The organism is Nostoc sp. 2RC, assembly GCF_014222165.1.
Taxonomy (GTDB): Bacteria; Cyanobacteriota; Cyanobacteriia; order Cyanobacteriales; family Nostocaceae; genus Nostoc; species Nostoc linckia.
Window position 1 is genome coordinate 1 of record NZ_JACKZU010000148.1, and the last position, 18,761, is coordinate 18,761.

The 18,761-nt window shown below is 42.3% G+C and carries 15 protein-coding genes; 11 read left to right on the forward strand and 4 right to left on the reverse strand.

Annotated features, from left to right (window positions below; translation table 11 throughout):
• Window positions 1-136: 136 nt before the first annotated feature.
• Entirely contained in the window at window positions 137-1,501 is a 1,365-nt protein-coding gene (locus tag GNE10_RS17640; protein ID WP_185566291.1) for a homoserine dehydrogenase, read from the reverse strand.
• Between the two features lie 165 nt (window positions 1,502-1,666).
• On the reverse strand, window positions 1,667-2,914 hold the full coding sequence (gene petH / locus GNE10_RS17645) for a ferredoxin--NADP reductase (protein WP_099066198.1): 1,248 nt from the start codon (window positions 2,912-2,914) through the stop codon (window positions 1,667-1,669).
• Between the two features lie 1,200 nt (window positions 2,915-4,114).
• Here petH and GNE10_RS17650 point away from each other — a divergent pair.
• The 8 genes from GNE10_RS17650 (at window position 4,115) to GNE10_RS17685 (ending at window position 12,501) form a co-directional block, all read left to right on the forward strand.
• Window positions 4,115-4,321 carry a hypothetical protein gene (locus tag GNE10_RS17650; protein WP_185566292.1) on the forward strand — a complete coding sequence of 69 codons (207 nt, stop codon included), beginning with the start codon at window positions 4,115-4,117 and terminating at the stop codon, window positions 4,319-4,321.
• Between the two features lie 265 nt (window positions 4,322-4,586).
• Window positions 4,587-5,591, forward strand: a complete 1,005-nt coding sequence (locus tag GNE10_RS17655; protein ID WP_185566293.1) for a phosphoribulokinase — start codon at window positions 4,587-4,589, stop codon at window positions 5,589-5,591.
• Between the two features lie 256 nt (window positions 5,592-5,847).
• Window positions 5,848-7,122 carry a methionine adenosyltransferase gene (gene metK / locus GNE10_RS17660; protein ID WP_185566294.1) on the forward strand — a complete coding sequence of 425 codons (1,275 nt, stop codon included), beginning with the start codon at window positions 5,848-5,850 and terminating at the stop codon, window positions 7,120-7,122.
• A 239-nt stretch (window positions 7,123-7,361) separates the two neighbouring features.
• Window positions 7,362-7,658 carry a hypothetical protein gene (locus GNE10_RS17665; RefSeq protein WP_185566295.1) on the forward strand — a complete coding sequence of 99 codons (297 nt, stop codon included), beginning with the start codon at window positions 7,362-7,364 and terminating at the stop codon, window positions 7,656-7,658.
• Between the two features lie 203 nt (window positions 7,659-7,861).
• Window positions 7,862-8,251, forward strand: a complete 390-nt coding sequence (locus GNE10_RS17670) for a hypothetical protein (RefSeq protein ID WP_185566296.1) — start codon at window positions 7,862-7,864, stop codon at window positions 8,249-8,251.
• Window positions 8,252-8,712: 461 nt separating this feature from the next.
• On the forward strand, window positions 8,713-11,043 hold the full coding sequence (locus GNE10_RS17675; protein ID WP_185566297.1) for a WD40 repeat domain-containing protein: 2,331 nt from the start codon (window positions 8,713-8,715) through the stop codon (window positions 11,041-11,043).
• A 221-nt stretch (window positions 11,044-11,264) separates the two neighbouring features.
• Window positions 11,265-11,495: an EF-hand domain-containing protein gene (locus GNE10_RS17680; RefSeq protein WP_185566298.1), complete on the forward strand. Its 231-nt coding sequence runs from the start codon at window positions 11,265-11,267 to the stop codon at window positions 11,493-11,495.
• A 385-nt stretch (window positions 11,496-11,880) separates the two neighbouring features.
• Window positions 11,881-12,501: a Uma2 family endonuclease gene (locus GNE10_RS17685; protein ID WP_185566299.1), complete on the forward strand. Its 621-nt coding sequence runs from the start codon at window positions 11,881-11,883 to the stop codon at window positions 12,499-12,501.
• A 60-nt stretch (window positions 12,502-12,561) separates the two neighbouring features.
• Here the strand turns inward: GNE10_RS17685 and ptsP are convergent, their stop codons facing one another.
• Both ptsP and GNE10_RS17695 read right to left on the reverse strand, forming a co-directional pair.
• Window positions 12,562-15,069 (reverse strand): phosphoenolpyruvate--protein phosphotransferase, encoded by a 2,508-nt coding sequence (ptsP, locus tag GNE10_RS17690; protein ID WP_185566304.1) that lies wholly within the window; start codon window positions 15,067-15,069, stop codon window positions 12,562-12,564.
• Window positions 15,070-15,136: 67 nt separating this feature from the next.
• On the reverse strand, window positions 15,137-16,333 hold the full coding sequence (locus GNE10_RS17695) for a hypothetical protein (protein WP_185566300.1): 1,197 nt from the start codon (window positions 16,331-16,333) through the stop codon (window positions 15,137-15,139).
• 149 nt (window positions 16,334-16,482) lie between these two features.
• Here GNE10_RS17695 and GNE10_RS17700 point away from each other — a divergent pair, with 149 nt between their 5' ends.
• The 3 genes from GNE10_RS17700 to eis all read left to right on the forward strand — a co-directional run bounded on the left by GNE10_RS17700 (window position 16,483) and on the right by eis (window position 18,613).
• On the forward strand, window positions 16,483-16,824 hold the full coding sequence (locus GNE10_RS17700) for a type II toxin-antitoxin system RelE/ParE family toxin (RefSeq protein ID WP_185566301.1): 342 nt from the start codon (window positions 16,483-16,485) through the stop codon (window positions 16,822-16,824).
• Window positions 16,825-16,828: 4 nt separating this feature from the next.
• Window positions 16,829-17,143, forward strand: a complete 315-nt coding sequence (locus GNE10_RS17705) for a helix-turn-helix transcriptional regulator (RefSeq protein ID WP_185566302.1) — start codon at window positions 16,829-16,831, stop codon at window positions 17,141-17,143.
• 291 nt (window positions 17,144-17,434) lie between these two features.
• Window positions 17,435-18,613, forward strand: coding sequence for an enhanced intracellular survival protein Eis (gene eis, locus GNE10_RS17710; protein WP_185566303.1), 1,179 nt, complete (start codon window positions 17,435-17,437; stop codon window positions 18,611-18,613).
• Window positions 18,614-18,761 lie beyond the last annotated feature (148 nt).

The window sequence follows — 18,761 nt, forward strand, 5'->3', positions numbered from 1 at the left end:
CCTCCCCGATGCTTTGGGGAGGGTGCCGTCAGGCGGGTGGGGTATCTGTCGCAAACATTTTTTGAATCGGTATTATTATCAAAATTTCTCCCTTGTCCCCGTGTCCGTCTACACAATGATGGAATATTTATTCATCTCAAAGTACCCGCAGTAAGCTGGGAATGCTTTCTACAGATTCCAGACTCTCAATTTCTGCCAAGGCTTGCCGGAAGTTACCTTCCCGCACATCATGGGTGACAACTACAATCTCTGCTAGTTCCCCTTGAAAACCTGTTTGCACAATTGACTCTAAGCTGACGCCATAGTTACCAAAGCAAGTACCCAATTTACCGATAACTCCCGGTTGGTCATTCGTAAGGAAACGGGCATAAAACCGAGTTATCAATTCTGTCATCGGCACAATTTGGCTGTATTCGTGATGTCCGCAAGCTAATAATGGATTTAGCGAACCGATTTTGGATTGATTCTCAGTACTAACTTTTTGCGATTTTAAACTTGCAGCTAAATTCAAGATATCTGAGGTTACAGCACTGGCGGTTGCACCAGCACCAGCACCGGGGCCAAAAAACATTACCTGCCCAATGGGTTCTCCTTCCACAAGGATGGCATTATAAACCCCGTTGATGCTAGCCAAAGGATGTGCTTTCGGCACTAAAGTCGGATGAACTCTCACAGAAAGAGGAGATAGGTAAAATTTTCCTGCGTCCCCGTATCCCTGCGTCCCCCCATCCTCTTCTGAGGAAGTAATTCTTTTAGCGATCGCTAACAATTTAATCACAAATCCCAATTTTTCGGCGTAGGCTATATCTGTTTTGCTGACTTGCCGAATGCCTTCGGTATACACATCTTTGAGGTTGATACGTCCGCCAAAACCTAATGATGCCAGGATGGCAATTTTATCAGCTGCATCTAAGCCATCAACGTCGGCTGTGGGGTCGGCTTCGGCATAACCCAAGTGTTGGGCATCAGCTAAAACATCACTGAAGTTGCTACCTTCTGTTTGCATCCGGGTGAGGATGTAGTTAGTTGTGCCGTTAACAATACCTGTGACAGCTTGAATGCGGTTAACGCTTAAAGATTGCTTCAGGGGTTGAATTACCGGAATTCCACCACCGACTGCGGCTTCTAACATCACGTATACGCTTGCTTGATTGGCTGTGGTGAAAATTTCTGCACCAAAGCGGGCGATGACTGCTTTATTGGCAGTGACTACGTGCTTGCCATTACTTAAAGCTTTGAGGATGAGCGATCGCGCTGGTTCTAATCCGCCCATGACTTCTACTATTATATCCACTGTCGGGTCGTTGACAATGGCTTCTAAATCTGTAGTCACCACATCGGTAGATAATTCTACTGCACGGGGTTTATCAAGCGATCGTACCCCCACACGGTATATTTCTATCTCTTGTAACAACGGGTGACGCCCAGTTTTGTCTTGTAACAACTGCACTGTACCCGTTCCCACGGTTCCTAATCCCAGTATTCCCAGTTTGACACCCACAAATTTTGCACCCAATTTCACCAATAAAAATTGTAGGTAGAGCGATTGCCCTACCTACTGATTATCCTTCTTCTTTAGTCTTTTGTCGTTTGTTGTCAGTCGTTAGTCACTTGCCCTTTGTTTTTTGAATAACTAATGACTAATGACTAATGACTAATGACAAAATTAGTAAGTTTCTACGTGCCAACGACCAGCTTTTTTGATTTGCTTCTGGTAATCACTCCAGGTGACGCCTTCTTTAGCAGCAGCAGCAGTTAAGGCTGCATCAATGCCATCTTCCATACCCCGCAAACCGCAAATGTATGTGTGAGTTTTTTCATTTTTAATCAACTGCCACAGTTCATCTGCGTGTTCCGCTACGCGGTCTTGGATATACATTCTACCGCCTTGGGGATTTTTCTGTTCGCGACTGATGGCAGCAGTCAGGCGGAAGTTATCAGGATATTTTTGTTGAATTTCTTCCAGTTCTTCCTTATACAAGAGGTTTGGAGTTGTCGGCACGCCAAATATTAACCAAGAGAATCCTTTAAATTGGTATTCTGGGTTAGCTGCTCTTTCTGCGTCTTTAAATTGACGCCACAGATAAGCCCGCATTGGCGCAATACCTGTTCCGGTTGCCATCATAATTACATTGGCTTCGGGGTCATCGGGTAATAACATTTCCTTACCCACCGGCCCTGTAATTTTCACTTCTTCCCCTGGTTTGAGGAAACACAAGTGTGTCGAGCAAACACCGTAGACTGTTTCGCCAGTTTCTGGGTGCTTATACTCTAGCTGGCGGACACACAGTGATACTGTCTTATCATCCACATCGTCGCCATGACGAGTTGAGGCAATGGAATACAATCTGAGTTTTTCGGGCTTGCCGTTCTTGTCCAATCCTGGTGGAATAATGCCGATACTTTGACCTTCTATGTACTTTAAGTTACTGCCAGACAGGTCAAATTTGATGTGCTGAACAATACCAATTCCGCCTTCTTTGACTAGCGGCTCATTAGATATTACCTTGCCAATAAACGGAGCATTGGGACGGTAAGTGTTAACAGGAACGTCACCGTGGTCTTTTTTGGCTTTCGCTTGAGTCATGGTGTTGCCTTTCTTGTCCTTCTTCTCTAGCTGTGCTTCAGCTTTAACTTCAGTATTAATAGTCACAGGTGTGGCTTTACCATTAACTTGCCCTAAAGCAGCTACAGGCTGGATGCTAACAATAGTGCCGCCTAGACGAGTGATACGTCGCATTTCTTGATTCATGCGGTTGTAAGGCACTCTGATGAACACACTGCCACTTTTACGAATTGGGTAGTTTGTTTGATCGGTTTCTTCGCTCTGACGCAGACCTACCACTTCATAGAGGAAGACGCGGCTACCTAATTGTGTGTTGGCAGCACCCTCAACAGCACCTTGATTGTTCATTCGTTCTACCACTCCGATATTTACTTAACCGTTTTTCAAAAAAAAACTATTCCCCTACCTTGCCAGCTTTAGTTTACCGGATTTTCGTTTCACAAAACTGACCTTCTGGAAAAACGACATCACTAAGTGATGCCTTGCTAAGTACACTCACCGAAGACATCCAGGCATAGTAAAAAACACACCTGTTCACCTTCTAAGGTAAAGGATAAGTCTTTTGGAGAATGTTAATAATGAATCAATTTAATCTTTTCTTCGTTAACTACCACCGATACTTTGTTGCTAGCTTTTGTCTAGAAATAACAATGTTGCATCAGAGAGGACAAGGCGTATAAATCGATGCACTTATTAAGCATCTTATCCTTGACCTTACTTGGCGAAATCTACTACTCTCATCAAATATTCATAGCTATATTTATGACTTGGTCATGTTTAACTACATGACTAGTACAATTGAAGCTAGGAATATAACAACAGAGAGAACTGTGATTTAAGCAACTATAATCAGTTTTACTTGATGTGAAAAATCTGTCAACCTCCATCAAAAGCTTGTTACTACAGTTTGTAATTTTACTTGTGGGTCTCAACCTGACTCGAATCGCTGCCAAGAAAACTGCAAAAAATAAACAACCGCATGTGATGGTTAACTTTAAAAGGGAATAGGGAACGGGGAACAGGGAACAGGGAAATCCTCATAATTCAAATAAGCTGATTTGTATAAAGACGTATTTTTCACAGCATGAGTGTCTCGAAAAAATCTTTTTACCTTTTTTCATGAATAAATTTAGCTACTCTCAAACCTAATATTCGAGCAGGATTTTACGACTGTTGCCTGTTCACTATTCGCTGTTCCCTGCCCAAAGGGCTTGGTCAACTGATGGAGTCTCTTGCAGATGTTGAATATCAAAAGCTTGTAGTAGCAGTATTTCCACCTAGTGGTTAAAATTTATAGATTTTGCATCTCTGGCTAAAATTTCAGCTATCGTCCATTTTAGGCAATACATCTTTTGGTGTTGGCTATTGACTGTTGACGATTAACTGTTAACCGTTAACAGTCAATGAATTCAAAGCCTAATTGCTTACTATTTTTATCAATGGAATCTTGAATGTTGAGAACACTGAGATTTCTATTTGAGTTTATCCATAAATTTACACCCAATAATTTTACTCATACAACTTAGGGAGTCATTCGTTAGATAGATTATGGTCTCAAACATGTTGCAGTCTTTGGGCGTAATAATACTTGCCAAGGCCAAAAAACTTGCCAAAGATATCAATTATACCATTACAACACCATTAGATAAAGTCACAACTAGCAAACAACAGAGCAGTGGAATACTTACAGGTAGTGTCGATCCCTCACGGGAAATTAACAGCTCAATCATCAAAATGATTAGTAAACCAAACTAATTCTTGTTAACATCAAATCTTGTATGGGATACCCCCTTCTGTTAAAATCAAATATACCACTAGGATTAAATACTTACCGGCACTTAGATTCAGGCTAGTCCAATGAGTAGCAACTTATGAGTTTTAAATTTGTTGTTTACTTGTTGATGTCTTATAGCAGTGCTGGGTAGCAAGAACGCAGGATAAACCAAAGGGGTAAACTCCTGGCTTCAGAATCTGCTGTGTGAAAAATTATTGACACAACTTTAGTATTAAGAGGAGATTTATGACAAGTAAGCCGGAACGCGTGGTACTGATTGGAGTAGCCGGAGACTCTGGTTGCGGTAAATCTACGTTTTTGCGTCGTTTGATAGATTTGTTTGGTGAAGATTTAATGACAGTCATCTGTTTGGATGACTATCACTCCTTGGATCGCAAACAGCGCAAAGAAACCGGGATAACAGCACTAGACCCCAGGGCCAACAATTTTGACCTGATGTACGAGCAAATCAAAGCGCTCAAAAATGGTCAAGCGATTGATAAGCCGATTTACAACCACGAAACCGGCTTGATCGATCCGCCAGAGCGGGTAGAGCCGAATCACATTGTGGTAATTGAAGGGCTGCATCCTTTATATGATGAAAGAGTGCGATCGCTAATCGACTTTAGCGTTTATTTCGACATCAGTGATGAAGTCAAAATTGCCTGGAAAATCCAGCGAGATATGGCTGAACGCGGTCATCGTTACGAAGATGTCTTAGCACAAATCAATTCCCGCAAACCTGACTTTGAAAAGTTTATTGAACCACAAAGAGAATTTGCCGACGTAGTTCTTCAGGTATTACCCACAAACTTAATCAAAAACGACACTGAGCGTCGAGTCTTACGGGTACGTATGCTCCAGCGGGAAGGTAAGGAAGGCTTCGATCCAACCTACCTATTTGATGAAGGGTCAACAATTAATTGGACTCCCTGTGGACGCAAACTCACCTGTTCTTACCCTGGTATGCAACTGTACTACGGTTCAGATGTCTACTATGGTCGCTACGTCTCAGTATTAGAAGTGGATGGTCAATTTGACAACTTGGAAGAAGTAATTTACATCGAAACCCATCTCAGCAATACATCCACTAAATATCAGGGTGAATTGACTCACTTATTACTCCAGCACCGCGAGTATCCTGGTTCCAATAATGGTACTGGTTTCTTCCAAGTGCTTACAGGTTTGAAAATGCGTGCTGCCTATGAGCGGTTGACAGCTACGGAAGCAAAGTTAGCGGTTCAGGTTTAAAGCAGCAGTGTTTGTGTCAAAGCTTGCAGGGGCACTTTTCGGAATGCCCCGCTTTTTTTTGTCTTCTTCAAAACATTTTACCGAGAAAATAATTAGCGTAAATTGTATCTTCCTTACTTGTAGTTAGTAGTTTTAATCGATCTTCAAAAGACACTAACGACTCCAGTATAAATGTTGTTATGATTTCATAAATTAGGTAGCTGGACTAAATAACGCATTTAGTTAGCGAAAATACTCTAACAAGGAGGAACAACCTTTGTCTCGTCGATATTTATTTACCTCCGAGTCAGTCACTGAAGGTCATCCAGATAAAATCTGCGATCAGATTTCTGATACCATCCTTGATGCTCTACTGACACAAGACCCAAGCAGTCGTGTAGCCGCTGAAGTAGTCGTTAATACTGGCTTAGTGCTAATTACAGGTGAAATCACCACCAAAGCCAATGTAAATTTCGTCAATCTCGCCCGCAAGAAAATTGCCGAAATCGGCTACACCAATGCTGATAACGGCTTTTCTGCCAACAGCACCAGCGTTTTGCTCGCTTTAGACGAACAATCACCTGATATTGCCCAAGGCGTCAACACGGCCCAAGAAACCCGCCAGCAAGATAGTGACGAACAATTCGACAAAATTGGCGCTGGCGACCAAGGTATCATGTTCGGTTTTGCTAGCAACGAAACACCAGAATTGATGCCCTTGCCCATCAGTCTAGCTCACCGCATTGCTCGCCGATTAGCAGCAGTTCGCAAAACAGGTGAATTGCCATACCTGCGTCCTGACGGTAAAACTCAAGTAACTGTAGTTTACGAAGATGGACGTCCCGTAGGCATTGATACTATCTTGATTTCCACCCAGCATACAGCCAGTATCGGTGAAATCACAGATGAGGCAGCAGTACAAGCCAAAATCAAACAAGATCTATGGTCAGCTGTAGTTGAACCTGTTTTTAGCGACATCGACGTTAAGCCTAACGAGGTAACACGCTTTTTAGTCAATCCCACAGGTAAATTTGTGGTTGGTGGCCCCCAAGGAGACTCTGGTCTAACAGGACGCAAAATAATCGTTGACACCTATGGTGGCTATTCACGGCATGGCGGCGGTGCTTTTTCTGGCAAAGACCCCACTAAAGTAGACCGTTCTGCGGCTTATGCAGCTCGTTATGTGGCAAAGAATATTGTCGCTGCTGGCTTAGCAGACAAAGTTGAAATCCAACTTTCCTATGCTATCGGCGTAGCGCGGCCAACTAGCATCTTAGTGGATACCTTTGGCACTGGCAAAGTCGATGAAGAAATCTTGCTGGAATTAATCAAGCAGCACTTTGAACTGCGTCCAGCAGGAATTATCCATACCTTCAACTTACGCAACTTGCCAAGTGAACGAGGCGGACGTTTTTATCAGGACGTCGCGGCTTACGGTCACTTTGGTCGGGCTGATTTAGACTTGCCTTGGGAACAGACAGATAAAGCAGAATTGTTGAAGCAAGCAGCTAATGAATCACTTTCAGCAGCTGTGGCTCAGGCATTAAGTTGAATTGAGAAGTGGGGAAAAGGGTAAGGGATTAGAAAAATCCTTTTCCCTTTCTTGCAAAATTATTTTTGCAAAAGCTTTATTCAACCTTTGTCCTCATATTGTTTCAGTTTTAGGTTGATACAAATACTTTAATAGGGGCACACAGCTAGCTGTGTGCCCCTATTAAATAATCATATGTATCTAGATTTTCAGAAAATGCGATTGGCTCCAATTTCCACAATCTAAAATCCAAAATTTCAATGAGAGCAAGAATCGACAATCAATTACTTTTTATTCACCATGAGGATTTACCAGAGTTCAAAAAAGGCGGTTCGGTGGTCAGAAATTCATATTTCTGGGCACTACGCTCAATTGCTGGTCAAGCTTCGCGTTATCGTGATTGGGAATACGAACCAGAGGTTTGGCTGGCGCTTTCGCGAATGCTATTATCCTTCGCTGAATCTGGGTATTTAGGTTATAGAGAGACTATTCTGGAGTTTCCTTTGTCTCAAGGAGAAATTCCAGATGTGTTGCGAAATGTATCCACTTGGGAGTAGAAAGGATTTTAGATTTTGGAAAAATATAGATAGAGACGTTGCATTGCAACGTCTCTACATCTGGTGTCATAAATACGGGCACTTAAATGAGCTTCATTCCGTCAGCATTAGCCATCATGGACAAATCTTAGTTAACAGCAATGCTGAAATTTGCTAGTTCTGAGAAAACAATGAAAATGCCGCAGTTAGTGTAGGAAAATACCGTGAAAATAAGCTTTATTACTAAAACATTAATTACATCCATAGGGTTCTTAGGTTTATTTACCCCCAACCAAGCATCGGCTCAAGTGATACCACAACCTTGGGTTTCAGTAGGTGGCAAAGATGGCGATATAACTTATGCTGTGGGAGCTAGGGCTTTGAATTTTGGAGTTGAAGTAGGAACTGGCCCTGATGGCGCTACAGGAGTAGATGTTTTGAAATTTATTAGTTTGCCTGTAGTTTCACCTTATGTAGGAGTTGGACTGTATTCAGAAGATAAAGGTGTTGCGGTTTCAGGTGGCGTTCAGGTAGGCGCTAGTGATAATGTTTTTGTGGGTGCTGGCTACAATTCTGTTCGTGGCTTTAATGGACAACTGGGAATCAGATTTTAACAGTTGGCTTGAGGTATTTCTAAATTAAAAAACATCGAAATTATTCTTGTGGAGTGCATATCTTGTGTAAATAGAGTTATGGTTGGGCGAAACGCCCGTCCCACAAGATTCGACAAAATTCAATACTTAATTTATTGGTCTTTCTTTAGGAATAGGTAACGACAAATTAGGGATAGATTTTTTTAATCAATGACTCCTCCTCCAGGTATATCTTCAGGGAAATACAAAATCTAAAATCCATAATCTGTGGATTAAAGAAATTACTAGATGCTGCCTCTCAACCCCACATCATAGGCCTGATAACTGTTTGCAGAAAATTTGGACAATACATGCTATCTTTTTGGATAGATGACATGCCATAGACAAAGAGTAGAGCAATTGTCTATACAATGTTCAACATTCGGCTATTATTCAGATTTTCAGCACACTGTTAGTGTTATTTATTTAACAGGACTCTTCCTATGGAGCCAGGGCTAAGATTACTAATTCAATTGGTATTAGAGTTTGCACCTGTAATTGTAGACCTGATACAAAAGAGAAGGGAAGAAAGTCTGACTACAACTAATTATCTCTTGCCTACAGTTATTAATGAAGCTGTCAGATTTGGCAAGAATATGATGGCAGAAAATGATAGCTATGATGGAAGTTTTGAACAAACAAAACTTCTGCAACAACAATTAGCTGTTTATCAGCGTGAAACACAATTAAAAGTAGCAAATCAAGAAAGAGAGACTGCTCTTAAGTTACCAGAAGTATACAAAATTTTTGAGAGTTGGCCTTTAAGATTATACCCGTCACAAATTTTAGAATCTCATACAAATCAAGGACGGACTCCCCTCAAAATTTTTCTTGCTCCTCCGCAAATCAAGTTTGACCAATTTGAACATAGGAGTGATGGCGTTTCGGAAATAGAACTAATGTTGGCTGAAGGTTTAAGAAAGTTGTTCAATCAACATTATTCTCTACACAATCCTATGAGACCAACAGAATTTTTGGCTGGAGCTTGGGATAGTAAACGTTTTCATAGTGAATCCAGTATCAAGGCTCTGTATGGCATCTTAAAAACAGAACCAATTTTAATTTTAGAGTCAGAAAATGATGGAGATTACCTCAACTTTCGGATTGCTTATTGGGGATTAAAACAAGGTAAGTATTACTACAAAACAATTGCACGGTTATCTTATAAAGAAATTCTTCAGGAATCCGCTAAAAGACGCGCTTGGGAGTGGAAGAAAATTCGAGATGAATTATTGGCGTTGGGAGAAAACTTAGAAGAAATCAATCTTTTGGGCAGAGATAATGTATTTAATTTGGCAATTTTAGAAAAATCAGAAAAATGGCAGGCTCAAGGTATTGATGTGAGCAAGTTATCCTTGCAATATCAAGTTAATCATCAAGATTTTGAACAGCTTTGTCAGGTGTTGATTAGTTGTCATTTTCTGGTTGCGGCTTGGGTAGCGGATATTTATCATTTAGTTCATCATGATATACCGCCTTTGCTGCCAAAGTTGCTGCCAAGTTTGCTCAAAGATGCTTTTGATTTCCAATCTGTGGAAGCAATAGCCACAGGTTATAAACAAGTCTACCAAGCTCTAGAAGATGAACGACGTTGTTGGGTTCCAGAGTTGGCTTTGCAGTTAGCTCAAAGTTTATCTCATTTACCCGATCGCTCTTGGGCACAAGAACAAATTGATTATTCAATTAGCACATGGTTGGAATTACGTCAAGCTTCATCACAGGAATTTGCTAACCCCTTGGAGGCCATGCAATCAGCCGTGAAAATTGAAGATGAAGAATATTTCCAAAACTTAAAAGAATATTTTACAGCTGTGAGCGATCGCCAAAATATTCTAGCTGTAGAAAAACTCCTAGAAGCGATCGCCATTCTCAAACACAAGCGCACCTTAGAAAATGCCAATCTTCGATATACCCTCATTGGACATGCTGGCAAAGTTACCTGTGTGGCCATTAGTTCTGATGGCGAAATTTTAGTTAGTGGTTGTGCAGACAAAACCATCAATCTGTGGAATTTGCGAACCGGCAAACTCATCCGCACTTTGACAGATAATTTGGGTGAAGTTTCATCTCTAGCAATTAGCCCCGATGGTAATTTCCTTGCTATTGGTAGCTGCGAACACCCCAAAAGTAATGTCAAAGTCTTGCATTTAAAAACAGGCAAAGTATTGCACACACTTTTAGGGCATCAAAAACCAGTAAATGTTGTGGCAATTAGCCCAGATGGTACAATTCTTGCCAGTGGCAGTAATAAAATAAAGATTTGGAATTTAGATAAAGGCGATCGCATTTGTACCCTTTGGCATTCATCGGCTGTTCATGCCGTGGCAATCAGCCTTGATGGTACAATACTTGCCAGTGGTAGTTCTGATAACAAAATCAGGTTGTGGAATCCACGCACAGGCGACCCGTTAAGCACGCTAAACGGTCATGATGGCGGAGTCAATGCAATTGCCATGAGTCCCGATGCACAACTCCTCTTCAGTGGTAGTGCAGACACAACCATCAAAGTCTGGCATTTCGCCACTGGTAAACTGCTGCACACATTAACCGGACACTCGCAAGCAGTAAAATCCCTAGCCGTTACTCCAGATGGACAAACTTTAATTAGCGCTAGTGCAGATAAAACCATCAAAATTTGGCGAGTTTCCACAGGCGAACTACTGCAAACCCTGACTGGTCATTTAGAGACGGTGAATTCTCTCGCCCTGAGTCCTGATGGTAAGTTACTCGCTAGCGGTAGTACAGACCAAACCATCAAAATTTGGCAAATATAGCACAATACAGTTCAGTTAAGCAATTTTTTACTTCTGTTTCTTCTCTCTGTGTATACTCTGCGCCTCTGCGGTAGCCTGGGGCAAGCCGCTGCGCGTCTACGTTAAAAAAAATGCCCATCGAACGATAGAAGGATGTTGCAGTTTTTTTATACTAGGGATGATTTTGCCGATCGCCCTAGTCCTGTACGATCGAAGAACAATTAATTACAAATAGAAAAATTATGGCAACCGAGCAAGAGCTTCAATCTCTTTTTAATACCTTGGATAGCGATGGAGATGGTAAAGTTTCGATAAATGAGCTTTTTTTAAGCCCAGGCTTAAGTGCAGTCATCTCAGCAGAAACAGGTGTCAGTAGTCCCCAGGAGTTGCTGAGTATGTACGGAGACAAAGATGGCAGTATCACCTTTGAAGAGTTAAAGAGTGTTGTTAAAAAGGCTGGGAATTTAAACTAGCAGTCAAAAAAACAAGGGTATACTACTCCCTATTCCCCTTATTACCCCTTCCAGGATCCCTTGAGAGGGGTTTTGTTAACGGAATGTGGGTTATAAATTCTGAAACCCCCCACCCGCCTCAATACTTGTCGGGTTTTGGGGGAAAGGGAAAGGGGAAAAGGGAAAGAAAAAACCTTTAACCCTTTCCCTTTAACCCCTTCGGGGTTCGCCAGTCGCTCATGGGGGAAACCCCCAAGACCGCGCTGGCTCACCTTTTCCCCAAACCAAATTCCAGTTTAAAATCCTTAACCGACCAGTATTGCCACCCGCCTTACCTCCACGTACAACCGCCATTATTTATTTAAGGGGATCGTTAATTTTGATTTTGAATTCGGAGCGAAGGGACGTGACTCAAGTCTTACGTAAATTAGTAACATTCGATGAATTTATCAGTTGGTATCCAGAAAGCCCGCAGCGACGCTATGAACTGCATGATGGAGTAATTGTTGAGATGGTACCACCAAAAGGTGACCATGAAGAAATTGTCGGTTTTTTGGCGCTAGAAATATCTGCCGAAATTAAGAGACTAAAACTGCCTTACTTGATTCCCAAAACAGCTTTTATTAAACCATTGGAAGCTGATTCAGCTTATTCACCAGATGTGCTGATATTAAATCGTCCTAATTTAGTAAATGAGCCTCTGTGGAAAAAAGAATCAACTGTATCAGATTCAGAATCAATTCCTTTAGTAATTGAAGTAGTAAGTAGCAATTGGAGAGATGATTATTTAAAAAAAGCTGCTGACTATGAAGCAGTAGGTATCGCGGAATACTGGATTGTAGATTATGCAGCTTTAGGTGGTAGACGATTTATCGGCAATCCCAAACAACCAACTATCTCAGTTTACTTGTTGGTTGAGGGGGAATACCAAGTCCGACAGTTTCTTCAGGGCGATGTCATTGAATCACCAACTTTCCCGGAATTGAATTTAACTGCTGAACAGATTTTTCAAAGCGCCACCAGGTAGAGACGTTGCATTGCATTCGGTGAAGGTAAGAGACGCGATAAATCGCCGTCTCTATAATAGTCATGGGTGTGGGTGGGTGAATAACTCTCTAACCTGTTGTGCGGAATCTTGTTGCAATGCTGATGTTGCGATCGCCTGACTCTCGGCTAAACTTAACTGATGAATTCTCTGCTTAATTGCAGGTATGCTTTGAGGATTCACACTTAATTCATCTAACCCCAAACCTAATAAAATCGCTGTTGCTAAAGGATCGGCTGCCAATTCGCCACATAAACCCACGGAAATTCCTGCCCTATGGCCAGCCTCAACGGTTTGTTTTACCATCCTTAACACTGCTGGATGTAAGGCATCAACTAAATTTGCCACCCGTGGGTTGGTGCGATCGCCTGCCATGACATACTGGCTAAGGTCATTAGTGCCGATACTAAAGAAGTCTACTTCAGTGGCTAATCGTTCGGCCATGGCCACTGCTGAGGGCACCTCCACCATAATTCCTATTTTTATCCCTGCATCAAAGGGAATACCAGCTTGCTTGAGTTCAGCTTGCGCTTCACCCAGAATTGCCTTAGCTGCCCGCACCTCAGTGACAGTGGCAATCATGGGCAACATAATTTTAATTTGGTGTCCGACACTAGCTCGCAAAATTGCCCGCAATTGAGTTTTAAAAACTTCTGGATTCCCCAAGCAAAAACGAATTCCCCGCCAACCTAAAAATGGGTTGGCTTCGAGAAAACCTACCCTCAAATAAGGAAGTGGCTTATCGCCGCCGATATCCAAAGTCCGAATCAACAACGGACGATGTTCTAAAACTTCAGCGATCGCCTGATACACTGCTAGTTGTTCTTCTTCTGTGGGGGCGCTGGTTCTGTCCAAATAAAGAAACTCGGTGCGGAGTAGTCCCACCCCTCCGGCACCATTAGCTACAGCAACTTGCACATCATTAATACTACCGATATTGGCAAAAACGCTCACTTGCCGACCATCAGAAGTAATTGCTGGCTGGTGTGCCGTGGCTTGTGCTTGCTGTTGGGCAGCTTGCCAAGCTTCTCGCTTTGTCTGAAGCTGTTCTAGAATATCTAACTCTGGTTCTACCCAAGCTTTGCCGCTTTCACCATCCAATGCCATGAGAGTACCATCTGCCAAGTGCAACACCTGGGCATCTAGTCCCAAAACTGCGGGAATACCCAATGTCCGGGCGATAATTGCACTGTGGGAAGTGGCACTCCCTGAAGTTGTACAAATCCCCAACACCTTTGTCGGGTCGAGTCCGGCGGTATCTGAAGGCGTTAAATCGCTGGCTACCAAAATCGCTGGTGACTCTAGATGCAAGTTGGCTGGGGCATTGCCAGTGAGTAAGCGCATCACCCTTTGCCCCACATCCACAACATCGTCCACTCGTTCTTGCAAATAAGAGTCCTCAAGTGTGCGGTAGGAAGAAGCCACTTCATCGACTACGGCTTGCCAAGCAGCTTCGGCATTGATATGGTGTTCTAAAATGCGCCCATGAGCCGCTTCTAAAAGAACTGGATCTTCTAAAAATAGTAAATGGGCATCAAAAATGGCGGCTTCTGCATCGCCAATTTGAAAAGATGCTTGGGAGAACACCGCTTGAATTTCTTGGCGGGCGATGTGAATTGCAGCTTGTAAACGTTGCCACTCAGATTCAGTATCTTCTACGTGATATTCCGTAACTGTAATGGGGGCGGGTTGATAATGAACAACAGGTGCGATCGCCACTCCCGCAGAAGCCGGAATTCCCACGAGTTCGCCATCAGTGCTTGGGGTAACTTCGCGTTGCAACACTGCTGAATAATTCAAAGTTGCATTATCTTCGCCAAAGTTAGTTGCAAACAATACTTGCAATGCTGCCAGTGCTGCATCTGCATCAGCACCTGTGGCAGTAATTAGCAATTCGTGTCCTTGACGCACCCCTAAAGTTGTGACTTGGTTAATGCTATCGCCCCGGACTAAGGCAGTATTTCTAGTTAAATTTTGCACCAGAATTTGAGATTGAAACCGGGCTGCCGTTGCCACAAACTGGGCTGCCGGACGGGCGTGTAAACCCAAGCGATTGCTGACAGTTAGCCGAATTTCTGCCCTTGGAGATTCTGCATTGCTGGCTGGGATGTCGCTATCCCCAACCGACGCAGGGCTACTAACTCCAGCCAATTGAGTTGCTTTTGCTACTAATGCGCCCCGTGCCTCCGCCATCACTTGCTGAATGTTTCCACCAGCCGCAGCAGCTACCACAGCAGCCATCGCACCTTCCACCAGAGGCGCTTCACACAAATACACTTTTTGCCGTTGTTCCTCCGACAGAAACTCCAGCGCCATTTCTGCGCTGAGTAAAGCACTACCCAAATCCATTAACACCAACACACCATCATCAGAGAAAACAGCAGCGATCGCTTCACTCACCTGGATGGCATCTGTACCCAAAGGATTTTGGGGATCTTCAATCCCTGCTGCAATGGCCATGGGAACTTCACCCCGAACCATTTGTGCGGCGAGTTCCCGCACACCCAAAGCTAGTTGTTTACTGTGAGAAACTATGACAATTCCGACCACTGCCACACCGCCAATCTAATTAAGAGGTTTGCGATTAGCCAGTCATTCATTTCATTTTCCCATTGAGCTAAAATTCCAATTCAGCGAAAATATTCCGGTCTTGCAAGCTAGAAACCCGAATAAAATATCCTTCTTTTACTGGAATACGTGGTATCCATTGATGAATTCCATCGCTAGCAGTATGGGGAGAAATGTTTTGAATAAGTTTCTTCTCATAGTACAACCTAATCGAGACATCGCCATCAAAATTGTCTCGCCACAATATTAAATAAGGTTGATCTTTGTTCGCAACGACTTTACCGGCTGGCTGACTCAAGAAAATTTTTGGCGCAATCTGATTTTTACTTTTCTTACGGAATCCCAGATAATGAGGTAAATCTCGAAAAGTAGGATTTGCTTGCAAATTAGACATTTGTGGAACAATAATATTTCCACTTTGGGGATTAAACAAATAAGTGGATCTGCCACCATCAACGGTAATGATATCCCCTTTGACTCCTAATTTACGCAATAAATCCGCCGCCTCGTCTAAAGTTGTTTGGTTCGCTGTCACAATCAACAACAGTTCGTCACCTTTCACACCATCTTTGTTAAGAGTACCCATGACTTGGTATTTATTTACTTGATTTTGGGCTAAGACTTTTGCCGGATGGTCGCTGTATTGGTAGGTGACAATTGCATTTTTTACTGCTTTTTCATTGAGTGGCGCACCGCTCGTTGGATCGTAATTTGTAATATATGCTTGATTATCATCCCACACTAAAGCCTTGAGGCGAATATTACGATAATATTTATCTTTTGGTTCTTTGACCGGCCCGTAAGGATTATTCCCGCCACTGATGACTACACCATTAAGTTTAATGGGAAAAGATAATTGTGTACTGGGTTGATATTGTTCAAAAAAAGAACAATTAATAATAGAAAAAACGTTGTTAGCATAAAGCTGTTGATATTCTTCTGCAACTTTCGAGAATAATTTGTTTTTGAAAAAAGGGCTGTAATGTCCACCCTCTCCTTGATAATATTTACCTTGCTTTTCACCCATATTATCCACCTCTCCAATGATTTGGTCGATATGCATTTTCCGGAGGTCAATAACTTGTAAAAAAGCTTCGTTACCGTTTGTTAATTGTTTTTTATATAAAGCTGCACCGTCTATAACTTGGAGAGGCTGATAAGAAGCTAAAGGATCGAAACTTTGAGCAATCCACAGACTACTTAGAATTGGCAGCAAAAACAGCAATAAATTAATGAGAACATTCATTAGAATTTTGTCGGGGTTCAAATAAGTATCAGGAATTATAATCTAGATTTTGATATTAGCTAGGGTTTGAAATCCAAGTTTGACCTTCTGATGCTCAAACTTGAGCTATAAAAATTTATTTTTTATATCATATATGATATAAAAACCACATGGATCGCAACGATAAACCTTTAATTTGGTTGCATGGTGAGATTAAAACTCCTCCCTTCAGCCAAGAAGCACGTATAGAGTCAGGCGTGTTGCTCAGACGCTTACAGCAAGGTGAAAACCTCGGATTGCCACATTCCCGACCGATGCCAAGTATTGGGGCACAATGCCATGAACTACGAATTCGGGATGCAGACAAAAACTGGCGGATTATTTATCGAATTGATGATGATGTGATTGTAATTGTTGAAGTGTTTAATAAAACTACCAAAGCAACACCAACCAGCATCATCAACAATTGCAAAAAAAGACTTAGCCAATACGAGAAGGACTTACAAGATTAGCATTATGGATGAAGCCAAAAGAAAAAAGTTAGAGGAAAAGGGCTGGAAAGTTGGCAATGTTGCAGAATTTTTAGAACTTACGCCAGAAGAAGCCACTCTAATAGAGATTAAATTAGCTCTCAGTCGTAACCTCAAAGAACGACGACAGAAGTTAATGACTCAAACAGAATTAGCAGAAAAACTTCATACCAGTCAACCCCGTATAGCTAACGCTGAAAATGCTGATGCATCAGTTTCCATAGAAATGTTGATCCGAGCAATACTAGCAACAGGCGCAACACCTCAAGAAATTGGACAGATGATTGCTAAGGTGGGCTGAAACATTGCATTTTAACCCAGTATTCAGTTTAGAGACTTACAAGTAAATGTTTTAGAACGCTCATAACTTTTCAAGTCAGAGGTCACGGAGAAATAATAGTTTCACAGAGTTTTTCCGTAAGTTGTAATTTACAGCGTTTTTCATCTATTTGAACCACAATCCCTGCTAGGGGCGAACGGTTGTTCGCCCTACAACGTGGTTTATTTACCTGAAAATTGCTCTAATGAGGAAGAATTCAAGCAACTTTAGTTGTAGTATAATTTTCGATTTGTATTATTAAACGTATAAGAGATGACACTCCAATTTGAATACAGCACTCTAGCTCATGCCCAGGATATTCAGCAGCTTGCGTTTATCTTTAAGCAGTGTTTCGTCAACGCAATTGGTGGTGAGGAAACTTACATAAACCAAATTGGCTTAGAAAACTTTCGCATTATTCGTGAGTCACAGCAATTAATTGGTGGGTTAGCAACTCTGGACATGGGTCAGTGGTGGGGTGGTGAGTGTTTACCAATGACGGGAATTGCCGTAGTGGCTATTGCTCCAGAATACCGTGGTTCCGGAGGAGCGATCGCTCTCATGCAGCACACCCTTAAAGAACTTTATGACAGAGGCATACCGCTTTCTGCTCTTTATCCAGCCGTGCAAAGCTTATATCGAAAAGTCGGGTATGAGCAAGGGGGTAGTTGGTACATTTGGGAAGTTGCAACCAACGCCATTGGACTACGAGAGCAACCCTTACCTTTGCAACCAGTATTTCCCATAAATCTGGAAGTCTTTAACAAACTATATCAGCAGCAAGCAAAACTCACGCATGGATATTTAGACCGACATCCTGCAATTTGGCAGCGATTAATTGAACCCGATGAAAAGGAAATGACCTATGCCTATTTAATTGGTACAAAAGACCAACCCCAAGGTTATATTATCTTCACTCAAGAACGAACACAGAATGGTGAAATCATTGTTGTCAAAGATTGGGTACTCAAAACAGCTGCCGCCACACAAACTTTTTGGTCTCTTCTAGCCAGCCATCGTTCCCAAATTCAGCAGGTGCGTTGGAAGAGTTCTGCAATTGATACCTTAACATTGGCATTACCAGAGCAAACTGCCAAGATTTCCACTCAGTTTCGGTGGATGCTACGAATAGTAGATGTAGTCAAAGCATTATCCATGCGCGGTTATCCATCAGGAATCAAAACAGAACTGCACCTAGAGATTCGAGATAATTTGCTAGATGCAAACAATGGTAAATTCATCCTTTCTGTTGCCAACGGACGCGGTGAAGTTACAAAAGGTGGCAAAGGAGAATTGCAGCTAGATGTCCGAGAACTAGCACCACTATACACAAGTTTATTTTCTCCCTACCATCTGCAAATAGCCGGAAAACTGCATGGCACAGAAACAGCCATTTCAGCAGCTACGCAAATATTTGCAGCCAGTTCTCCTTGGGTGGCTGATTTCTTTTAATGGGCATTAGGTATGGGGAGATGGCAACGCCTTGGGAAAAGGGGAAAGGTTAAAGGGAAAAGGAGGGATCTCAATACTGCTCAGGTTTTGGATTTTAAACTGGAATTTGGTTTGGGGAAAAGGTGAGCCAGCGCGGTCTTGGGGGTTT

Excerpts from the sequence above, each read along its gene's own strand:
- GNE10_RS17705 (WP_185566302.1), top strand. The coding sequence starts at position 16,829 with ATGGATGAAGCCAAAAGAAAAAAGTTAGAGGAAAAGGGCTGGAAAGTT.
- GNE10_RS17680 (WP_185566298.1), top strand. The coding sequence starts at position 11,265 with ATGGCAACCGAGCAAGAGCTTCAATCTCTTTTTAATACCTTGGATAGC.
- GNE10_RS17700 (WP_185566301.1), top strand. The coding sequence starts at position 16,483 with ATGGATCGCAACGATAAACCTTTAATTTGGTTGCATGGTGAGATTAAA.
- GNE10_RS17665 (WP_185566295.1), top strand. The coding sequence starts at position 7,362 with ATGAGAGCAAGAATCGACAATCAATTACTTTTTATTCACCATGAGGAT.
- GNE10_RS17655 (WP_185566293.1), top strand. The coding sequence starts at position 4,587 with ATGACAAGTAAGCCGGAACGCGTGGTACTGATTGGAGTAGCCGGAGAC.
- petH (WP_099066198.1), bottom strand. The coding sequence starts at position 2,914 with ATGAACAATCAAGGTGCTGTTGAGGGTGCTGCCAACACACAATTAGGT.
- GNE10_RS17695 (WP_185566300.1), bottom strand. The coding sequence starts at position 16,333 with ATGAATGTTCTCATTAATTTATTGCTGTTTTTGCTGCCAATTCTAAGT.
- eis (WP_185566303.1), top strand. The coding sequence starts at position 17,435 with ATGACACTCCAATTTGAATACAGCACTCTAGCTCATGCCCAGGATATT.
- GNE10_RS17650 (WP_185566292.1), top strand. The coding sequence starts at position 4,115 with ATGGTCTCAAACATGTTGCAGTCTTTGGGCGTAATAATACTTGCCAAG.
- GNE10_RS17675 (WP_185566297.1), top strand. The coding sequence starts at position 8,713 with ATGGAGCCAGGGCTAAGATTACTAATTCAATTGGTATTAGAGTTTGCA.